14 protein-coding genes are annotated in these 17,901 nt (G+C 61.4%); 6 read left to right on the top strand and 8 right to left on the bottom strand.

Translation table 11 applies throughout. The features are described 5' to 3' along the window. Positions 1-11: 11 nt before the first annotated feature. The 3 genes from tldD to GSQ93_RS22245 all read right to left on the bottom strand — a co-directional run bounded on the left by tldD (position 12) and on the right by GSQ93_RS22245 (position 6,691). On the bottom strand, positions 12-1,478 hold the full coding sequence (gene tldD, locus GSQ93_RS22255) for a metalloprotease TldD (protein WP_158937804.1): 1,467 nt from the start codon (positions 1,476-1,478) through the stop codon (positions 12-14). Positions 1,479-1,578: 100 nt separating this feature from the next. Beyond that, on the bottom strand, positions 1,579-2,412 hold the full coding sequence (locus GSQ93_RS22250) for a carbon-nitrogen hydrolase family protein (RefSeq protein WP_158937803.1): 834 nt from the start codon (positions 2,410-2,412) through the stop codon (positions 1,579-1,581). Positions 2,413-2,497: 85 nt separating this feature from the next. Then, complete coding sequence (locus GSQ93_RS22245) at positions 2,498-6,691, bottom strand: YhdP family protein (RefSeq protein ID WP_158937802.1); 4,194 nt, start codon at positions 6,689-6,691, stop codon at positions 2,498-2,500. 206 nt (positions 6,692-6,897) lie between these two features. Between GSQ93_RS22245 and glnE the strand changes: the two genes are divergently transcribed. Beyond that, entirely contained in the window at positions 6,898-9,696 is a 2,799-nt protein-coding gene (glnE, locus tag GSQ93_RS22240; RefSeq protein WP_158937801.1) for a bifunctional [glutamate--ammonia ligase]-adenylyl-L-tyrosine phosphorylase/[glutamate--ammonia-ligase] adenylyltransferase, read from the top strand. Between the two features lie 99 nt (positions 9,697-9,795). Here glnE and GSQ93_RS22235 read toward each other — a convergent pair whose 3' ends face one another. From GSQ93_RS22235 to GSQ93_RS22220, 4 genes are all read right to left on the bottom strand, one after another. Then, positions 9,796-10,206, bottom strand: a complete 411-nt coding sequence (locus GSQ93_RS22235) for a type II toxin-antitoxin system VapC family toxin (RefSeq protein WP_158937800.1) — start codon at positions 10,204-10,206, stop codon at positions 9,796-9,798. Further along, a complete protein-coding gene (locus GSQ93_RS22230) occupies positions 10,203-10,460 on the bottom strand; it encodes a type II toxin-antitoxin system Phd/YefM family antitoxin (protein WP_158937799.1) in 258 nt (85 codons plus the stop codon). The genes GSQ93_RS22235 and GSQ93_RS22230 overlap by 4 nt, the downstream gene beginning before the upstream one ends. Before the next feature lie 325 nt (positions 10,461-10,785). Next, positions 10,786-12,441 carry a DNA repair protein RecN gene (gene recN / locus GSQ93_RS22225; RefSeq protein WP_158937798.1) on the bottom strand — a complete coding sequence of 552 codons (1,656 nt, stop codon included), beginning with the start codon at positions 12,439-12,441 and terminating at the stop codon, positions 10,786-10,788. Positions 12,442-12,448: 7 nt separating this feature from the next. Continuing rightward, positions 12,449-13,351, bottom strand: coding sequence for an NAD kinase (locus GSQ93_RS22220; protein ID WP_089166277.1), 903 nt, complete (start codon positions 13,349-13,351; stop codon positions 12,449-12,451). A gap of 220 nt (positions 13,352-13,571) precedes the next feature. On the opposite strand from GSQ93_RS22220, the gene hrcA reads away from it, so the two are divergent. The 3 genes from hrcA (at position 13,572) to GSQ93_RS22205 (ending at position 16,270) form a co-directional block, all read left to right on the top strand. After that, positions 13,572-14,591 (top strand): heat-inducible transcriptional repressor HrcA, encoded by a 1,020-nt coding sequence (gene hrcA / locus GSQ93_RS22215; RefSeq protein WP_089166278.1) that lies wholly within the window; start codon positions 13,572-13,574, stop codon positions 14,589-14,591. Positions 14,592-14,785: 194 nt separating this feature from the next. Next, entirely contained in the window at positions 14,786-15,853 is a 1,068-nt protein-coding gene (gene hemH / locus GSQ93_RS22210) for a ferrochelatase (protein ID WP_158937797.1), read from the top strand. 9 nt (positions 15,854-15,862) lie between these two features. Further along, positions 15,863-16,270, top strand: a complete 408-nt coding sequence (locus tag GSQ93_RS22205) for an RNA-binding S4 domain-containing protein (RefSeq protein ID WP_158937796.1) — start codon at positions 15,863-15,865, stop codon at positions 16,268-16,270. On the opposite strand, the gene GSQ93_RS37635 is transcribed toward GSQ93_RS22205, so the two are convergent. Beyond that, positions 16,242-16,403 (bottom strand): hypothetical protein, encoded by a 162-nt coding sequence (locus tag GSQ93_RS37635; protein ID WP_174254665.1) that lies wholly within the window; start codon positions 16,401-16,403, stop codon positions 16,242-16,244. The genes GSQ93_RS22205 and GSQ93_RS37635 overlap by 29 nt on opposite strands. A gap of 455 nt (positions 16,404-16,858) precedes the next feature. Between GSQ93_RS37635 and grpE the strand changes: the two genes are divergently transcribed. Then, complete coding sequence (gene grpE, locus GSQ93_RS22200; RefSeq protein ID WP_158937795.1) at positions 16,859-17,440, top strand: nucleotide exchange factor GrpE; 582 nt, start codon at positions 16,859-16,861, stop codon at positions 17,438-17,440. A 26-nt stretch (positions 17,441-17,466) separates the two neighbouring features. Further along, entirely contained in the window at positions 17,467-17,862 is a 396-nt protein-coding gene (locus GSQ93_RS22195) for a thioredoxin family protein (protein WP_158937794.1), read from the top strand. The last annotated feature ends 39 nt before the right edge of the window (positions 17,863-17,901 follow it).

The raw sequence follows: 17,901 nt of genomic DNA, 5'->3' as shown, positions 1-17,901 counted from the left end.
AGACTACACGGTCAAACTGTGCCGCCCACCGTCATCTTTTCGATCCGCAAGGTCGGCTGACCGACGCCCACCGGCACGCTCTGGCCTTCCTTGCCGCACACGCCCACGCCGCCGTCGAGCGCAAGGTCGTTGCCAATCATGGTCACGTACTTGAGCGATTCCGGGCCGCTGCCGATCAGCGTTGCACCCTTCACCGGATACGTGATCTTGCCATTCTCGATCATGTACGCCTCGGACGCGGAGAACACAAACTTGCCGTTGGTGATGTCGACCTGACCGCCGCCGAAATTCACCGCATACAAGCCATTTTTCACCGATGCCAGGATTTCACCCGGGTCTTTGTCGCCGTTGAGCATGTACGTGTTGGTCATGCGTGGCATGGGCAAGGCGGCATACGATTCGCGCCGCGCGTTGCCCGTTACCGGCATCTTCATCAGGCGCGCATTCAGCGAATCCTGGATGTAACCCTTGAGAATGCCGTCCTCGATCAAGGTCGTGCATTGCGTGGGATTGCCTTCATCGTCGATATTCAGCGAACCGCGCCGGTTCGGCAGCGTGCCGTCATCGACGACCGTCACGCCCTTTGCCGCCACCCGTTCGCCCATGCGCCCGGCAAACGCCGACGAGCCCTTGCGATTGAAGTCGCCTTCCAGCCCGTGGCCGATTGCTTCGTGCAACAACACGCCGGGCCAGCCCGGTCCGAGCACGACGGTCATCGCACCGGCAGGCGCGGGACGCGCGTCGAGATTCACGAGCGCCGCGTGCACGGCTTGATCGACGTAGTGGGAGAGGATTTCGTCGGTGAAATAGGCGTAGTCATAACGCCCACCGCCGCCGCCGCTGCCCATTTCGCGACGTCCGTCCTTTTCGGCGATCACCGTAACGGACACTCGCACGAGCGGCCGGATGTCGGCGGCCATCGCGCCGTCGCTGCGCGCGACCAGCACGACGTCGTATTCACCCGCGAGACCGGCCATGACCTGGACGATGCGCGGATCGCGGCCACGCGCCATTTTCTCGACACGTTCGAGCAACTTCACCTTCGCGGTGGCGTCGAGCGACGTGAGCGGATCGGACGGCAGATAGAGGTCGCGGCCGAACACGCCGGTCAGCGAACTCGCCGACTTGATCTTGTGCTTGCCGCCGCCAGCTTTTGCAATCGCGCGCGTGGCGACCGCTGCCTGACGGATGGATTCCGCCGACAAGTCGTCCGAATACGCAAACGCCGTCCGGTCACCCGACACGGCGCGCACGCCCACACCTTGATCGATGCTGAAGCTGCCTGATTTGACGATGCCTTCTTCCAGGCTCCACGCTTCGCTGCGCGTGGACTGGAAATAGAGATCCGCGTAGTCCACGCGGTGCGTGAAGATCTCGGCCAGCGTGCGCGTAATCGTGGATTCGTCGAGGCCGTAGGGCGTCAGCAGGATCTCTTTCGCGGTGGCGAGATTTCGGATGCCGGGTTCGATGATGTTCATTCGTTGCCTGTGGCGAAGTCTGTGGGGATTAAACGCATTCTAACGTTGGAGTATTTATGCCACACCCTAACCAGATGGAGGGGGGCTCCGAAAAAACAAGCTAGCCCAACACGCGATGCCGCAGGGCCGGAAGGCTTTGTCGGACGGACGCAATACGCGCGGCATCAATTGCTCCGGCTGCCACGCCCGCGCCTTCTTCCACCACGGCCACGACCTCGCCCCATGGGTCGATCAGCATGCTGTGGCCCCAGGTCCGTCGGCCGTTTTCGTGTTTGCCGCCTTGCGCGGCGGCCAGCACGTAGCATTGGTTCTCGACTGCACGTGCCTTCAGCAGCGTTTCCCAGTGTGCCTCGCCGGTGGTGTACGTGAACGCGGACGGCACGACCATCAACGCGCAATCGCCCATTTTTCTGTAGAGCTCGGGAAAGCGCAGGTCGTAACACACCGACAATCCCACGCGTCCGAATGGTGCATCGAACGTACGCACTTCGCTTCCCGGACGGATCGTGCGGGCTTCGTCGAAGGATTCCGTGCCTTTCTCGAAGTTGAAGAGATGAATCTTGTCGTAGCGGGCAACCTGCTTGCCGGTTGGATCGAAGACCAGGGTGGTATTGAGCACGCGCGCCGCTTCAGGCGATTCCAGCGGCAAGGTCCCGCCGATCACCCATACCTTATGTTCACGCGCCGCGTCGGACAAAAACTGCTGGATCGGACCGTGGCCGGGCGTCTCGCGGATCGCGAGCTTGTCCGTGTCCTTGAAACCCATGTAGCAGAAATATTCCGGCAGCAGCACGAGTTGCGCGCCATCGCGCGCAGCTTCGGCAATCAGCCGCCCGGCTTCCGCAATATTGCGTTCACGATCCGGCACGCTCACCATTTGCAGCGCGGCGACGCGGAACATCCCGGGAGTGCCTTCGCTTGATTTTTCGCTCATGTCAGCCTGCTAAAAAAGGGGCGCGATGATAGTCGAAATCGCCTGCCGCAAGCCAGTGGGCCTTTGCCGGAAGCCCAAAAAAAGCTCAGTTGGGCACGGCTTCAGCAGGAGATTCGATCTTACCCTGATCGCCTTTCACCCGCTGGATGATGGGTTTCGACCAAGAACCGGTAATGGAATAGTTAATCGTGAATGCCTTTCCAATCGACTTCGAAAGCACGAGATCGGCCACTAGCGTCCCGAGCCCGAGCAACGGATTGATCACGGCTGCGCCCAGCGCCACAGCGCCCGCGCTGATGGTCGGAATAACTTTGGCGTGCAGGTCCTGGGTTTCCTTCGGCAGATCGACCAGCCCTTTCAGCTCGACGCGTGCAGGCGCCGTGATCATCGTGAAATCATTGGTGCGGCCGATGCCATTCTGAACCGTGCCCGAGCCCGTGATCTTTTCGAACGGCAGCCCCTTGCCAACGACGTCCTGGAAATTCAGCGTGAGGAAGTGCGCGAGACTTTGCAGGCTGAGCACGCCGAGCAGCTTCGCCGCGCCCGGATTGACCTTGAGAATCTGACCGTGATGCAGGTCGACATCTAGCTTGCCGTTGAGCGTGGGCAGATCGACCGCGGCCGGACTGCCGTCCCAGCCAAACTGGCCGGTCACGGTGCCTTTGCCGTTCTTCACCGTACGCGGCAAGCCCAGCCGTTCAACCAGCGCACCGGCATCCATGATGTCCAGCTTGAAATCTACCGCGGTGCGGCGGGGGGCGTTGTCGTCGGCGTCGGCCGGAAAACCCACGGGACCGCTGATCGTGCGCCAGTTGGCCGTGGCAGATAGCTTGGCGTCCGGGTTGCTCAGGTCCAGCTTGTCCAGATACCAGACTGGCACCTTGTCTTCCACATCATTGTGGGCATCGACCTCAAGGCGTCCGAGCGTGCGCCCGCGCACCACGAGTTCGTTCACGATCAAATCGATGGACGGCATGTTGGCCGGCGGTTTGCGGATCATCTGTCCGACCAGGTCAGTTTCCTGTTTGCCCGGAATCACGACCTTCGTGAACCGCGCCTGCAACGCGCCCGGACTGCCCTTCGTCGCACCCGGCATCCATTCGGCATTACCGGTGACCTGATCGGACGCAATGTTCGCCTGCCACTTGCGGTCATCGCCGAGATTTGCGCCGATCGCCACATCCTCCCAGCGCCGATTGAGCAGTTTCACCGTGGCGAAATGCAGTGCGAAGCGCTTGGGGATGAACTGCTTCGCGACCTGCGATTGCATCTTCGGATCCGGTTGCGGCAGGGGGCCCAATTCGGTGATCAGTTTGCGCCACGCATCGGCATCGAGTTCATCGATATCCACCGCGGCCGTCACGCCCTCCGTCGGCAGATCGGCCGGTTTGTTCACGCCGATAGCACCCCGTTCCACGATCGGCGCTTCCTTGCCGGTCTGCTTGAGCAAGTAATGCGCATTCACTGGCCCGAGCGTGAGTTTCGCGTCGTGTTCCTGCACGGATCCCGCAACCGGCGCGAACGTGAACGCAAAGGGCATGGCCGTGCCCGCGCTCTTGTTGAAGGGCGCCGGGAAGTCCAGCCCGAGGCCGGTCAAATCGGAGTTGGCCTCGACTTGCGGCAACGCGTTTTTCACGCCGCGCACGCGCAGGTCGTACGGTGCCGTGCCGCTGATGTGCTTGAGAATCTGCGCTGCTTGCGCCTGATCGTGCGCGTTCAGGCTCTGGGCCGCGTCGCCACCTATGCGGCCGCTTACATCGAAGGCATAGCTGCCGTCGGGTTTCACGCCCCCGGTGCCGCGTACATCGCCGCCGAGAAATTTCGCCGTCAGGCCATCGAGCGATGCAGTCTTTTCACCGAACCGCGCCCGCCCCTTGAGATTCGATAGCGGCGGCAACGCGCCGTACGCAAGGTCGTTGCCGTTGAACGTGAGCGCGCCTTTGTAACCCACGTGCGGCCTTACGCCCGGCGGCGGCGCGACGCGCGGAATTTCCAGCTGCAGCGCGAGCGCGGCGTTACCGGTTGCATGGATCTTCGTCGATACGTGGTGTGAGAGCGCGCCGAGCGAGCTGTCTTCCACGTAACGCAGCATGTCGGTGATCGGGCCGTGCGCGTCGGCGTCGATCAGCAGCTTCGATTCGCGATTGCCCAGGTCTTCAATCCGTCCCGTGGTTTTGACCACGCTCACGCCGAGATAATGGCCGCGCGAAATATCGAAGCCCAGCTTGTTTTCGGCGAGATTAAACGTTCCGTCGATACCGTCAAACGCCGGCCACACATTCGGCGTGCCGTTTGCCATGGTCTTGGGCGGATAGGGCGTTGGCTCGAACTTGCCGCCGAAGAAGGGCGCGACGATGCGGAATTGGCCGGCATCGGGGAAACGGGAATAGGGGAATTTCGTCAGGTCGCCGTGAATCTCGATGGTGGCGTTGCGCGAGATGCCGGCTTGCAACGCGTGGCCCAGATACAGACGCAATTTTTCGCTGATGCTGGTTGGCAGATAGTGCACGAGGCTCGTCACATCCAGACGTGCGGCCTTTGCCTTGAGATCGAGTGAACCCCGGCCTTCGCCCTCGTTCTTGTAATCGGCCGTCGCACTCGCTTCGGCGTCGGCGTTCTTGACGTGCAGCGACTCCACGTGCGCGGTGATCGCCTTGTGCGCCTTGCCGGGCGCATCGGTGAGCGTCCAGGTCACGTGGCCGTCGATCTGATCGAGCACGAGACGCGGGTTATCGAAGACGCCGGGCAGCGTGATCGCAGTATTTTTCGTATCGATGACCACGCTGCCGTGATCCTGGTCCGCGTCAATACTGCCCCACAGGTTCTCGACGCCCGGAATCCCGGCCCGCGGGTGGTTGTTGATCGTCAGTCCCGGCGGCGGTTCCTGGGCCTGCACGCTTACGCCGCGCAAGTCGCCCTTGACCGTGTAGCGCATCGGCGGCTCGGCGCCGGTTTGCCGTTGTGCCAGCATTTGAGCATGGGTCGCCGGTCTGGGCCGCTCGGTTTGCAGCGTGTAATTGGCTATCTGGCCACGCGGGTTAAAGCGGATCAGATCGTTTTGTGCCTTCGACGGTAACGGCAGCGCGCGCGCGAATTCGCCGAGGATGCCGAGATCGACAACATCGCCCGATACGCCGAACATCTGCCCGCGCTGCAAGCTCGCCGCGCGGTAATGGCCGGTCAGCGTATGCAACGCCAGCAGGCGAGACACCGGCGTGCCGTCGGCGAGCGGCGGCTGGCCGAGTTCCGCGTGCAGGTTCGCGAGCTGCAGCGTGTATTCGTCGTCCTGTTGCGCAAGATCCCAGCGGAAGTTCGCGATCGGCACGTCGAGGCGCGGTTGCGTTGGACGCACGCGCAACGCGATGTCCGAACCGGTCAGGTCACCGCCCGCTGTTTGCAGCTTGCCGCTCGCGAAGTCGATCCAGATACGGTTGTCGAAACGGCCGCTGTAGGTGGCGAACGGCATCTTCACGTATTGCGAGAGCATGGGCAGATCGACAGGACCCGTCGACAGATACGACTGACCCGTCCAGTTCGCCGGCCGGCCGGGCACGCTGAAGCGGGGAGTCGTGAAGTCCGCGCGAAAGTCGAGCGGCCCGTGCAGCAGGTCGCCGTCGGGAGGCGCCTGCAACGCCAGCCGATGATGCGTGCCGTCGTTGAGAATAGCGAGCTTGATACTTTTGAGCGCGAGTTCCGGCGCGTCGCGCTCGCCATCGTGCCAGCGCAGCGTGCCGTCGCGCAGCACGATGGCTTGCTGCCTCAACAGCCAGGTCATGAACGCGTCGTTGCCCGTGTGTTTTGCCTGGATCGGCACGCCGGCCACGCTGAAGGTTCCGTCGGCGGCGCGCGAGATCACTACGTCTGGGCCATCGACGGTGAGATTCGAGAGCAGCGGAATGGGACCTATCAGTGAGCGCCACGCGACTGTCGCGCTGGCATGCGGCACGGCGAGACCGGGCGTGCCGTCGGCCGCTTCGATCCGGAGATTGTCGATATCGAATGAAGGCTCGAAGCCGGACCACTTCGCCGTGATGCGCCCAATGCGTAACTGCGCATGGATCTTCGACGAGACCATTTGCTCAACGCGCGGCCTGAACGCATCGATCTGGGGAAGCACGGCGTAACGCAGCGTGAGATAGATCCCGGCGACCGCGAAATAGACCACGGCGACCAGCACCAGAAGGACTTTGAGCACCCGCGACAAAGCGAGCTCGGCGCGACCACCTAGCTTCACGGGTACAGCTTCAGGTGGGTCGGTGAGTTCCTTTCGGTCGGACATGCTGCGGCGGGTCGGCGATATGGTAGGTTTTCGAGATTTGACGTTGAAATGTAACACAGCGCGCAGTGCAAAAAACTGCGGGAACACGCTACGATGCGGCCGCTAAGCCGCGCCGGATGGCGTTCTGCACACCTCGCGCCAATTTGCGCAAAAGCCCCGGCGCACTGCCGGACTTGTTTGTGAGCAATGACTGAGCCCGAACTTTCATGACCGACGCCGTTTTGCTGAGTGCCAGCGCTTCCCACTATGCCGCGCGCGTGTATGCCGCGCGCCCCGAATTGCCGGCGCTGGTGGCCGAATGGTCACAAGCGCCGATTCGCCGCGCCTGGATAGAAGCGCGGCTGAACGCCTTGTGCGACGCGTGTTCAGCGCATTCGACCCATGGCCGGCTTGATGAAGCCGCGCTCAAGACTGCGCTCAGGCGGTTGCGCATCGAGGTCTTCTGCACGGTGATGGAACGCGATCTCGCGGGCCTCGCGCACGTTGCCGAAGTCACGGGCGCCATGACCGATCTTGCCGAGCTGACCATCCAGCGCGCGCTCGCCGTGTTATCGGCGGATCTGGAAGTCACGTTCGGCGAGCCACGCGGGCCTGACGGACAGCGCTTGACGCTGGGTGTGGTGGGAATGGGGAAGCTCGGTGGACGTGAGTTGAACGTGTCGTCGGATATTGATCTGATCTTCGTCTATGAAGAAGACGGTGAGACGGCAGGCGGCGAACGCGCGGCGTTATCGACCCAGGAATATTTTACGCGGCTCGGCCGCAAGCTCATAGGCGCTTTGGCCGAGGTGACGGAAGACGGTTATGTCTTTAGAGTCGACATGCGGTTGCGGCCGAATGGCGATGCCGGTCCGATCGCTTGCGGGCTCGGCATGCTCGAAGAATATTTCTATGTGCAGGGCCGCGAGTGGGAGCGGTACGCGTGGATCAAGGGGCGGCTGGTTTCCGAGGGTGAGAGCGAAGCGGCGCAACGGCTGGCCAAGCTGCTCGATGCGCTCGCCAAGCCGTTTATCTACCGGCGCTATCTCGACTACGGCGTGATCAGCGCGATTCGTGCGCTGCATGTGCAGATCAGGCAGGAAGCGCAACGGCGCGCGTCAATGCGTCCCGACAAAGCTGACGACATCAAGCTTGGCCGCGGCGGCATTCGGGAGATCGAGTTCAGCGCGCAGGTGTTTCAACTGATCCGTGGTGGGCAGATTGCGGATTTGCGGATTCGTCCGACTTTGTCCGTGCTGAATCGCGCGGCGGCGCACGGGTTGATATCGGCGACTGTATGTAGCGAACTCACTGAGGCTTACTTGTTCCTGCGCAAGCTTGAGCACCGCTTGCAGTATCGAAACGATGCGCAGACGCACGCCATGCCGGTCGCGCCGGACGACCGCACGGTGCTCGCCGATGCAATGGGTTGCGCCGATTACCCGGCGCTGACCGACGCGCTGGAAGCGCATCGGGCACGTGTGGAGCATCAGTTCGACCAGATCTTCGCCGATAAAGTGAAGGGCGACGGAGGCTGTGCCGTCGCGGAAGATTCGGCGGCGTCTTGGGTCTGGAGCAGCGCGCTCGCCGACGACAGCGCCGAGGAACAACTGGTCGAGCGCATGACCGAACTCGGTTTCACCGATGCCACCGCTGTGCTCACGCGTCTGCGCAATGTGTGGAAATCGACGCGATACGAAGGGTTGCCTGAGCGCAGCCGGGAACGGTTCGACATCGTCGCGCAACGTGCGCTCGAGGCTGCGAAGGCCGTCGAGCCGCCCGAGCGGCGCGGCGACACCATTGCCCGGCTGTTCGACCTGCTCGAAGCGGTCAGCCGGCGTGGGGCTTATCTCGCGTTGCTCACCGAATATCCGGCGGCGCTTGAGCGGGTGTTGTCGGTACTCGGCGCGTCGCGTTGGGCGGCCGGGTATTTGATCCGCCATCCGCAGCTTCTCGATGAATTGCTCGACGATGAAGTGATCGCGAGCCCCTTCGACTGGGCGCAATTCCGCGAATCCTTGCGCGCCCAGATTGCCGCCGCCGATGGCGCCGAGCAGCAGATGAACTTGCTGCGGCACGCCCATCAGGCTGAAGTGTTTCGCATTTTGCTGATCGACCTGGCCGGCAAGCTGACCGTTGAGCATGTGAGCGACCTGTTGTCGGCGCTGGCTGATGCTGTGCTCGATGTCACTATCGAAACGGTCTGGTCGCAGTTTCCCAAGCGTCACCGCGAGGTGCCGCGCTTTTCCGTGATTGCTTATGGGAAGCTGGGCGGGAAGGAGCTGGGCTATGCGTCGGACCTTGACCTGATCTTCCTGCACGACGACCCCGACGAGTCTGCTGCCGATATCTACGCAACGTTCGCACGCCGGCTGATCACGTGGCTCACCACAGCAACGGGCGCGGGCACGTTATTCGATGTCGATTTGCGGCTGCGTCCGAATGGCGAATCGGGTTTGCTGGTGACGAGCCTGGAATCGCTCCGGCGTTATCAGATTCGTGAGGGCGATGCCGCGAATACAGCGTGGGTCTGGGAGCATCAGGCGTTGTCGCGGGCGCGTTATTGCGCCGGCGATGCCGAGATTGGCGAGCGCTTCGAGGAGATTCGCGCCCAGGTTCTCACGATGCCGCGAGATGCCGTTGCGTTGGCGCAGGAGATTGTGGTCATGCGTGAGCGGGTCGATGCCGGGCATCCGAACCGCAGCAAATTATTCGACCTGAAACACGACCGCGGCGGGATGGTGGATATCGAGTTCATCGTGCAGTATTGCGTGCTGCTGCATGCGCGCGAAGACGCTGAATTTGTGCGGAATATGGGCAATATTTCGCTGCTGCGGCTGGCCGCGGGGTTCGGGCTGATGAGTGCGGAGGAGGCCGAAACGGTGGCGGCTGCGTATCGGCGTTATCGGAAATTGCAGCACACGCTCAGGCTCGACGGGATGGAGAAAGCCCGGGTTGAGCCCGAGGTTGTTGTTGCGGAGAGGGAGGCGGTAACGGGGCTGTGGAAGCGGGTGTTTGGGAAATAGCGGCTTTGTTTGACCGCTCTTGCAGGGCTGAACATTGCAACGTGGTCTCGGCTTCGGCCGGGATTTTTGATTGCAGCGCCCGCTCGCTACTTCACCAAGCTACTTCACCAAGCGAATCGGGCTCGCTTTGTACTCAGCGACCGTTTCGTCATTTGTCAGCAAGGTGATGCCCTCGACTGTCGCTTGCGCGATCAGCAGCCGATCGAAAGGGTCTTTGTGATGGTCGGGCAGGTTGCCGACGGCAGCAGTGTGCGCGCTGCTGATGGCCAGCTCGATATAGCCGTTGTCCAGCAGCGCCCGGCGGAACAAGTGCGCGTCCACTTTGAAGTCGGGTCTGCCGAGTCCGTTCTTGATTGCCACTTCCCAGACGCTTGCCGCGCTGAACAGCAGTTCGTTTTCCTCATCTTCGATTAGCGCGCGCGCTTCGTTGGATAACGAGCCATTCGAGCGAACGTCCGCGCTTGCAACGGACGCCCACAACAGTAAATGCGTGTCGAGCAACAGCTTCATTCGTCGCCGCCAAACATGGCGGCGATTTCGTCATGGCCCAGATCGTTGAATGCCTGCGCACCAGGCACGGTGACCTGACCTGCGAGGAATCCGATCCGCTTCTTCTTGGCCGGAAGCTGAGCGTCTATGGCAACGATCCTCACCATCGGCTTGCCGGCTTTGGCGATTACAACGGATTCGCCCTGCACCGCTTTCTCGACCAGCCGCGACAGGTTCGTTTTGGCCTCGTGCATGTTGACAGTGATGGTGGGCATGGCATTCTCATTAGCTTAGCTAGGTTGGCTTAGTCTATCATGCGTCCGAAGAAGAGGGGATGGCGGCCGCAGCTGCGGTGTGAATTGAGCGCGATGCCGAACCGCAGCACGACCATCGTCAATACATGTCAAAAATGACGAACTTCGGGGCAATGAGCTGGACGTTTTTGCGTGCGACCCGCTTAACGTGGCGCTCCGACAGGCGGCGATGCCAGGACCTGCAAGACGACGCTTGAATGACATGAAGGTGCGCCCACAGCGTCGCTGGCGTGTGCGTCGCGACGGACATGCCAGCAAATAGCCGCGCTCCGCATTTATTCACCGCTCACGCCGCCAGCATTTCCTTCGCATGCTTGCGCGTGGTGGCCGTGATTTCGAGGCCGCCCAGCATGCGCGCGACTTCCTCAACGCGCTTTGATTTATCCAGCGGCGTAACGGTGCTGACCGTTCCCCCCGCTGAGTCTCCGGCCTTCGCCACCTGGAAGTGGTGATCACCACGTGCCGCGACTTGCGGCAAATGCGTGACGCACAACACCTGCCGGTCGCGGCCGAGTTGATGCAGCAAACGTCCTACAACTTCCGCGACCCCACCGCCAATCCCCGTATCCACTTCATCAAAGATCAACGTGGGGGTCGGGCTCGCCGTGCTTGCAATCACCGCCAACGCCAGACTGATCCGCGCGAGTTCGCCGCCGGACGCGACCTTCGCCAACGGCCGCAACGTCACGCCCGCATGCCCGGCCACCCGGAATTCGATCTGCTCAAGCCCGTTTGCACCGCCCTCCGCGAGCGGTACGAGCGCGACTTCAAAGCTTCCGCCTGCCATCGATAATTCCTGCATGCCCTTGGTGACTGCCTTGCCAAGCGACTTCGCGGCTTTCGTGCGCGCCTTCGACAACACCGTCGCATCGGCCAGATAAACCTCTTTGGCCTTGGCAACCGCCGCGCGCAGTGCATCGAGATCAGCGGCGGCATCGAGCGCTGCCAGCTGTCTGCGCCGTTCGGCGTGCTCCTCGGGCAGCGCCTCGGGCTGCATGCGGAACTTGCGTGCGGCCGAATGCAGTTGTTCCATCCGATGCTCGACTTGCGCCAAGCGGTTCGGGTCAAGCTCGAGCCGCTGCGCGTAGTGCGAGAGCGAATACGACGCTTCCTGCAATTGAATTTCGGCAGGTTCGAGCGAAGCCAGCACGTCAGCCAGCGCAGGGTCGATATCGACAAGACTGCGCAGCTTCGAAACGATCGCGGAAAGCTGCGTGATCATGGCTTCGTCGGACTCGGACAACGCGTTCAGCGCGCCCTGCACACCGTCGATCAAACTCGCCGAATGCGACAACCGATGATGCTCGGCGCTCACGTCTTCCCACTCGCCCGGTTGCGGCGCAAGTTTGTCGAGTTCGTTCAACTGCCATGCCAGACGCTCGCGTTCCAGTTGCAACTCGCGATCGCGGTTCTGCGCGAGTTCCACCGCGTGCGTTGCGTCGCGCCAGACCCGATGCGCCCGCGCTACTTTCTGTGCCGAGTCGAGAAGACCCGCGTGGGTATCGAAGAGTTCGCGCTGGGCGTCCGGGCGCATCAGCAATTGATGCGCGTGCTGGCCGTGGATATCGACCAGCATTTCGCTCAGTTCACGCAATTGCACAAGCGTAGCCGGCGTGCCGTTGATAAACGCCCGCGAACGTCCGCTGGAATCAACAACCCGGCGCAGCATGACCGTGTCGGCGTCACCGACAGCCAGCGCGTGCTCGTCCAGCCAGCGCGAGACTTGCGCGTGGGTCGAAAACTCGGCGGTGATATCGGCCCGCGCTTCGCCGGTTCGCACGATGCTGGCGTCGGCGCGCGCCCCGAGCGTGAGCGCGAGGGCATCGATGAGAATCGATTTGCCGGCGCCCGTTTCGCCTGAGAATACGGTGAAGCCGCGCTCGAACTCGAGGTCTAGCGCGGCGACAATCACGAAGTCGCGAATCGAGAGATGACGGAGCATGGGCGTCTTATAGTTTCGTGGCGTCTTCGTGCGAGGGATATTCGTTCCAGTGCAGCTTCTTGCGCAGCGTGGCGTAATGGCTATAGCCGACCGGATGCAATACCGGCACGGTATGGCGCGAACGCCGCACTTCAATGGTGTCGTTCAGTTCGACCGCGGTAAATGACTGCATGTCGAAATTCACGTTCACGTCGCGCCCGCCAATAATCTGGATATCCACCTGCGAGTCGTCGGGCAGAACAATGGGACGATTCGACAGCGAATGCGGCGCGATGGGTACGAGTACAAAACCCTGCAATTGCGGATGCAGGATCGGTCCGGACGAGGAGAGCGCGTACGCGGTAGACCCCGTGGGCGTGGCAACAATCAGGCCGTCCGAGCGCTGGTTGTACATGAAACGCCCGTCCACCGACACGCGCAGTTCCGCCATGCCCGAGAAGCCGCTCCGATTCACCACGACGTCATTGAACGCCAGCGCGTGATAGATCGGCCGGCCGTCCCGGACAATGCGTGCTTCCAGCAAGGTCCGCTCTTCGCGCTCGAAGCTGCCAGCGAGCATTTGCGGCACCAGCTCCTGCATTTCGGCCAGCGTGATGTCCGTGATGAAACCGAGCCGCCCGTGATTAACGCCGATCAGCGGTGTGCGATACGGCGCAAGCTGTCGGCCAATACCAAGCATGGTGCCGTCGCCGCCGAGCACGACCGCCACGTCCGCGCGCGCGCCAATTTCCGGCGCGGTTAATGCGGGATAGTCGGTCACGCCGACGTCATGCGCCGTTTCCGCTTCGAACACGACGTCAAAGCCGCGTTTCAAAATGCACGCGGCGAGCGCCGTCAGCGGCTCCCTGATGCCGGGTGTATTGTTGCGCCCCACGAGCGCGACAGTCTTGAATTGGGTACCAATTTCCATGCCGGCATTACACCATAGGTGAGTGTCGAAAAGAACCGCGCGCCACGTCCGCGGCGCCTACGCGTTGTGTGTATACGCTAAGCCCGGGCGTGACGGGGAATTGTCGTTAGAATGGTGCGGATCATGAATTAATGACGGGTGAATGACAAAATAACGTCAATCGTCGTCGCTATATTGGCTTCGCTCGCTGTTTCCTTACACGTTGAGCTAAAATTTCCCGATGCTAGACCCACGTGCCCAGACCCTCCTCAAGACGCTGATCGAGCGCTATATCGCCGAAGGTCAGCCGGTCGGTTCCCGCACGCTGTCGCGTTACTCTGGACTCGAGCTCAGCCCAGCCACTATCCGCAACGTCATGTCGGACCTGGAAGACCTCGGGCTGGTGGTGAGCCCGCATACGTCCGCGGGGCGGATTCCCACGCCGCGTGGCTACCGGCTCTTCGTGGACACCATGCTCACCGTCGAAACCACCGACGACGAAGCCATGACCTCCGCCGTCAAGATCAAGCTGCAGGGCGGCGAGCCGGCGAAGATCGTGGCCGCCGCGGCGAGCGTGCTGTCGAGCCTGTCGCAGTTCGCTGGCGTCATTCTCACGCCGCGCCGCAGCCACATGTTCAAGCAGATCGAGTTCATGCGCCTGTCTGATAAACGCATCCTGCTGATCATCGTGACGCCGGAAGGCGACGTGCAGAACCGCATCATGGCGACCCAGCGCGACTATTCGCCGTCGCAGCTCACCGAGGCGTCGAACTATATCAACGCCAACTTCGCCGGTTTGTCCTTCAACGAAGTACGCCGCCGACTGCGCGAGGAAATCGATGCGTTGCGCGGCGACATGACCTCGTTGATGCAGGCAGCGGTGGCCGCGAGCGTTGACGAAACGGATCAAGGCGACACCCTGCTGATTTCCGGCGAGCGCAACTTGCTGGAAGTGGCGGATCTTTCCTCCGACATGGCGCGGCTGCGCAAGCTCTTTGACGTGTTCGACCAAAAGACAAGTCTCCTTCAATTACTCGATGTCTCGAGCCACGCGCAAGGCGTGCAGATATTTATCGGCGGCGAGTCGAATCTCGTGCCGATCGAGGAAATGAGCGTGGTAACCGCGCCCTATGAAGTGAACGGAAAGATCGTGGGCACGCTGGGCGTGATCGGACCCACGCGGATGGCGTACAACCGCGTGATTCCCATTGTGGATATCACCGCGCGCTTGCTCTCCCTCTCGCTCAGTAGCCAACAATAGTGCAATAAGCGTTCAATAAGCCGTCTGCCGGTGCGCTCCGGCCCGCAAAATGCTGCGGATCCCTCCGGCGGACAACCCATCTTGCCTTGCCGCAGCCCCATGCACCACTCGGCCGTTCGGCCGATGTTGCGTTCCGAAACCCGCCGCTATAATGGGTTTCACTACTTACATGGGCTTCGCAGCCTCTTTCCTTTATGCGCTACGACCTCGAGTTGCCTTCGCAGCCTTCCGCTTCGCATCGCGTTGCGGTGCTGCTGATCAATCTCGGCACGCCGGACGCGCCCACGCCCAAGGCCGTGCGCAAGTACCTCGCGCAGTTTTTGTCGGACCCGCGCGTGGTGGAAATTCCTGCGCTCGCGTGGCAAGTGATCCTGCGCCTGGCCATCCTGCCGTTCCGCGGCAAGGCGTCCGCGAAGAAATATGCCCAGGTATGGCTACCCGAAGGCTCGCCGCTGCGGGTCAATACGGAAAAGCAGGTGGAAGGGTTGCGGCGTTTATTCGTGGTGAACGACTATCACGTGATCGTTGACTACGCCATGCGCTACGGGACGCCCGGCATTCCGGCCATGATGAATCAGCTCAAGCTGGAAGGCGCCGAGCGCGTGCTGCTCGTGCCCATGTATCCGCAATATTCGTCGTCGACCACGGCCACCGCGTTCGACGACGCGTTCAACGCCCTCCGGCGCGTACGCAATCAGCCGGAGCTGCGCACTATCCGGCAGTACGCCGATCATCCGGCCTATATTGGCGCACTGGTCGAGCAGGTTCGCGACTATTGGCGGCATCACGGCCAGCCGGACTTCGCGGCGGGCGACCGGCTGGTGCTGAGCTTCCACGGCGTGCCAAAGCGCACCATGGATCTTGGCGATCCGTATCATGATCAGTGTCAACAGACGGGCTCGTTGCTCATGGCGGCGCTCGGGTTGTCGCCGGTCGAATGCCGGGTGACATTCCAGTCGCGTTTTGGCAAGGCGGAATGGCTGCAGCCTTATACCGCGCCCTCGCTCGCCGAACTTGGCGCGGCGGGCGTGAAGCGGGTGGACGTGTTTTGCCCTGGTTTTACGTCGGATTGCCTGGAAACCATTGAGGAAATCGGCATTGAAGTGCGCGATGAATTCCTGCACGCTGGCGGCAAGGAGTTTCACCGGATTCCCTGCCTGAACGCATCGCCGGCCTGGATCAAGGCGCTGGGCGAAATTGTCGCGCAGCACCTGCAGGGCTGGCCGGTGCAAGCGCCGCAAACGCTGAGCGCAGCTGCATAGACCGAGCTAATGAACTACCAGATCTCAACCGACGCCGGCGCGCGCCTTCGTATCGATAAATGGCTGTGGGCAGCGCGCTTTTTCAAAACGCGCTCACTGGCTGGCGACGCTGTCGAGAAGGGCCGTGTGCGAATTGGCGGCGCGAACGTGAAGCCGTCCAAAGATGTGCGTGTTGGCGATCTCGTGGAAATCGAGATTGAACACGTGCTTTGGCAGGTGAACGTACTGGGAATTTGCGAAGTACGCGGTCCTGCGCCCATTGCACAGACGCTTTACGCTGAAACGGACACTGGACGGGAAAAACGCGTGGCGGAGAACGAGCGGAGGAAGACGTATCGTGAGCCGGCAGCCGCATTGCAGGGCCGCCCGACCAAGCGCGACCGCCGCATTATCGACAAACTTTCAGGCTCGGACTGAAAAAGTGTTCCATGGTGGCCGAGACGCCACCGTATTCCGTGGTGTGGTCGTTGACCGCGCCGGACATGCAAATGGTCGTGGTGCCGCCAACGAGTACCAATGCGACTATCGCAATAGCAAAGGTCAGTTTCATGGGCACCCCCTGTAACAACTCAACAGCTCTAAAATCGGGCGCTAGAGCTGACTTGAAGCAAGCTTTAGCGATTAAAAGACTTGGATTCGGGCATTCGTAAGATTAGGGTTAACTAGAGCTTTCGAAGACATGTTCGAAGTGTAGGCGACCAAGTCAACCGGCTCAATCTGAATCTGATGACAGGCCCAAAATGGTTGTAACCGGTCATTTCTGCAGCCTAGAATTAGCCCCGGAAAGCACGTGCAACCCCTTGAAAACGCTCATCTGAGCCTCAGATGGGTTTCTTAGGACGAACGCAGGATGTCCCTCGCTTTACTCGCACTGTCCGCAGTTCATACAGTTGTGTTTTTGCAACGTTGAGTTGGCGGTTATCATCGGCAGCTTTTCGATGGGCCGAAACCGCAACGTTGCGTTCGATTTCATCCGTTTTCACCCATAGCAAAATCTCAAGCGACATGGAAAACACGCAAGATAATTCAGCGAGCCAGAACCCCGCGCCCGCCGACAATTCCGCGGCGGCTCAAACTATCCAGCAACCCGGCACGCCAGACGGAGCTTCCTTCCCGGACACTGTCGACACAAACGAAACCGAGGCATTGCTCGCCGAAGCGCAAGCGAAGGCAGCATCGTTGCAAGAAGAGTTCTTGCGCGCGAAGGCCGAGACCGAAAATGTGCGGCGCCGGGCGCAGGAAGATGTGCAGAAGGCGCATAAATTCGCGATCGAAAATTTCGCGGAGAACCTGCTGCCGGTGCTCGACAGCCTGGAAGCCGCGCTGACGCATTCCTCTACCGACCTGGCAAAAGTTCGCGAAGGCGTTGAGCTGACGCTGCGCCAGCTGACCGCCGCGCTCGAAAAGGGCCGTGTGGTCGAGGTGAATCCGGTTGGCGAGAAATTTGATCCGCATCGCCATCAGGCTATTTCGATGGTGCCGGCCGAGCAGGACGCGAACACGGTGGTTTCGGTGTTGCAAAAGGGCTATGTGATCGCGGACCGCGTTTTGCGTCCGGCACTGGTCACCGTCGCTGCGCCGAAATAAGCGTTTCGGCCAAAGGCGCGGCTGCTGTGGCCAATATCCCTGTCGACGCCACCGCGTTTGCCACTTTCGACATGCAGGAATTGAGCGCCGAGACGTTCGACGCCGGTCTTCAGTCGGCGGCGGACGAACTGGCCGTCGTGTTTTTCTGGGGTTTCGAGTGCTTCAATTGCGAAATCGCGAAGAAGGCGATGCTCGCCAAGCCGGACGAGATCCGGGCGCTCGGGCTGAAATGGTTTCACAGTAACGTCTACGAGCATCGTGATCTCGGCCGCCGTTTCATGCTGCATGGCGTGCCAACGTGGTTTTTCTTCTACCGCGGCAAGCGCCTTGGACGAGCAACCGGCTGGCATGGGCTTGGCCAATTCGAGGCTGCTGTCGCGGCCGCCCGCGAGAAAATCCGGGCGCTCGATGCGAAAGTGTGAGCCGGTCAGCCAGAAAAAGTTTCAGATCGGCTGAAAAAA

Source organism: Burkholderia sp. S171 (assembly GCF_009766085.1).
GTDB lineage: Bacteria > Pseudomonadota > Gammaproteobacteria > Burkholderiales > Burkholderiaceae > Caballeronia.
Note: the sequence above shows the minus strand (reverse complement) of the source record. Positions and strands in the feature narration are given on the sequence as shown.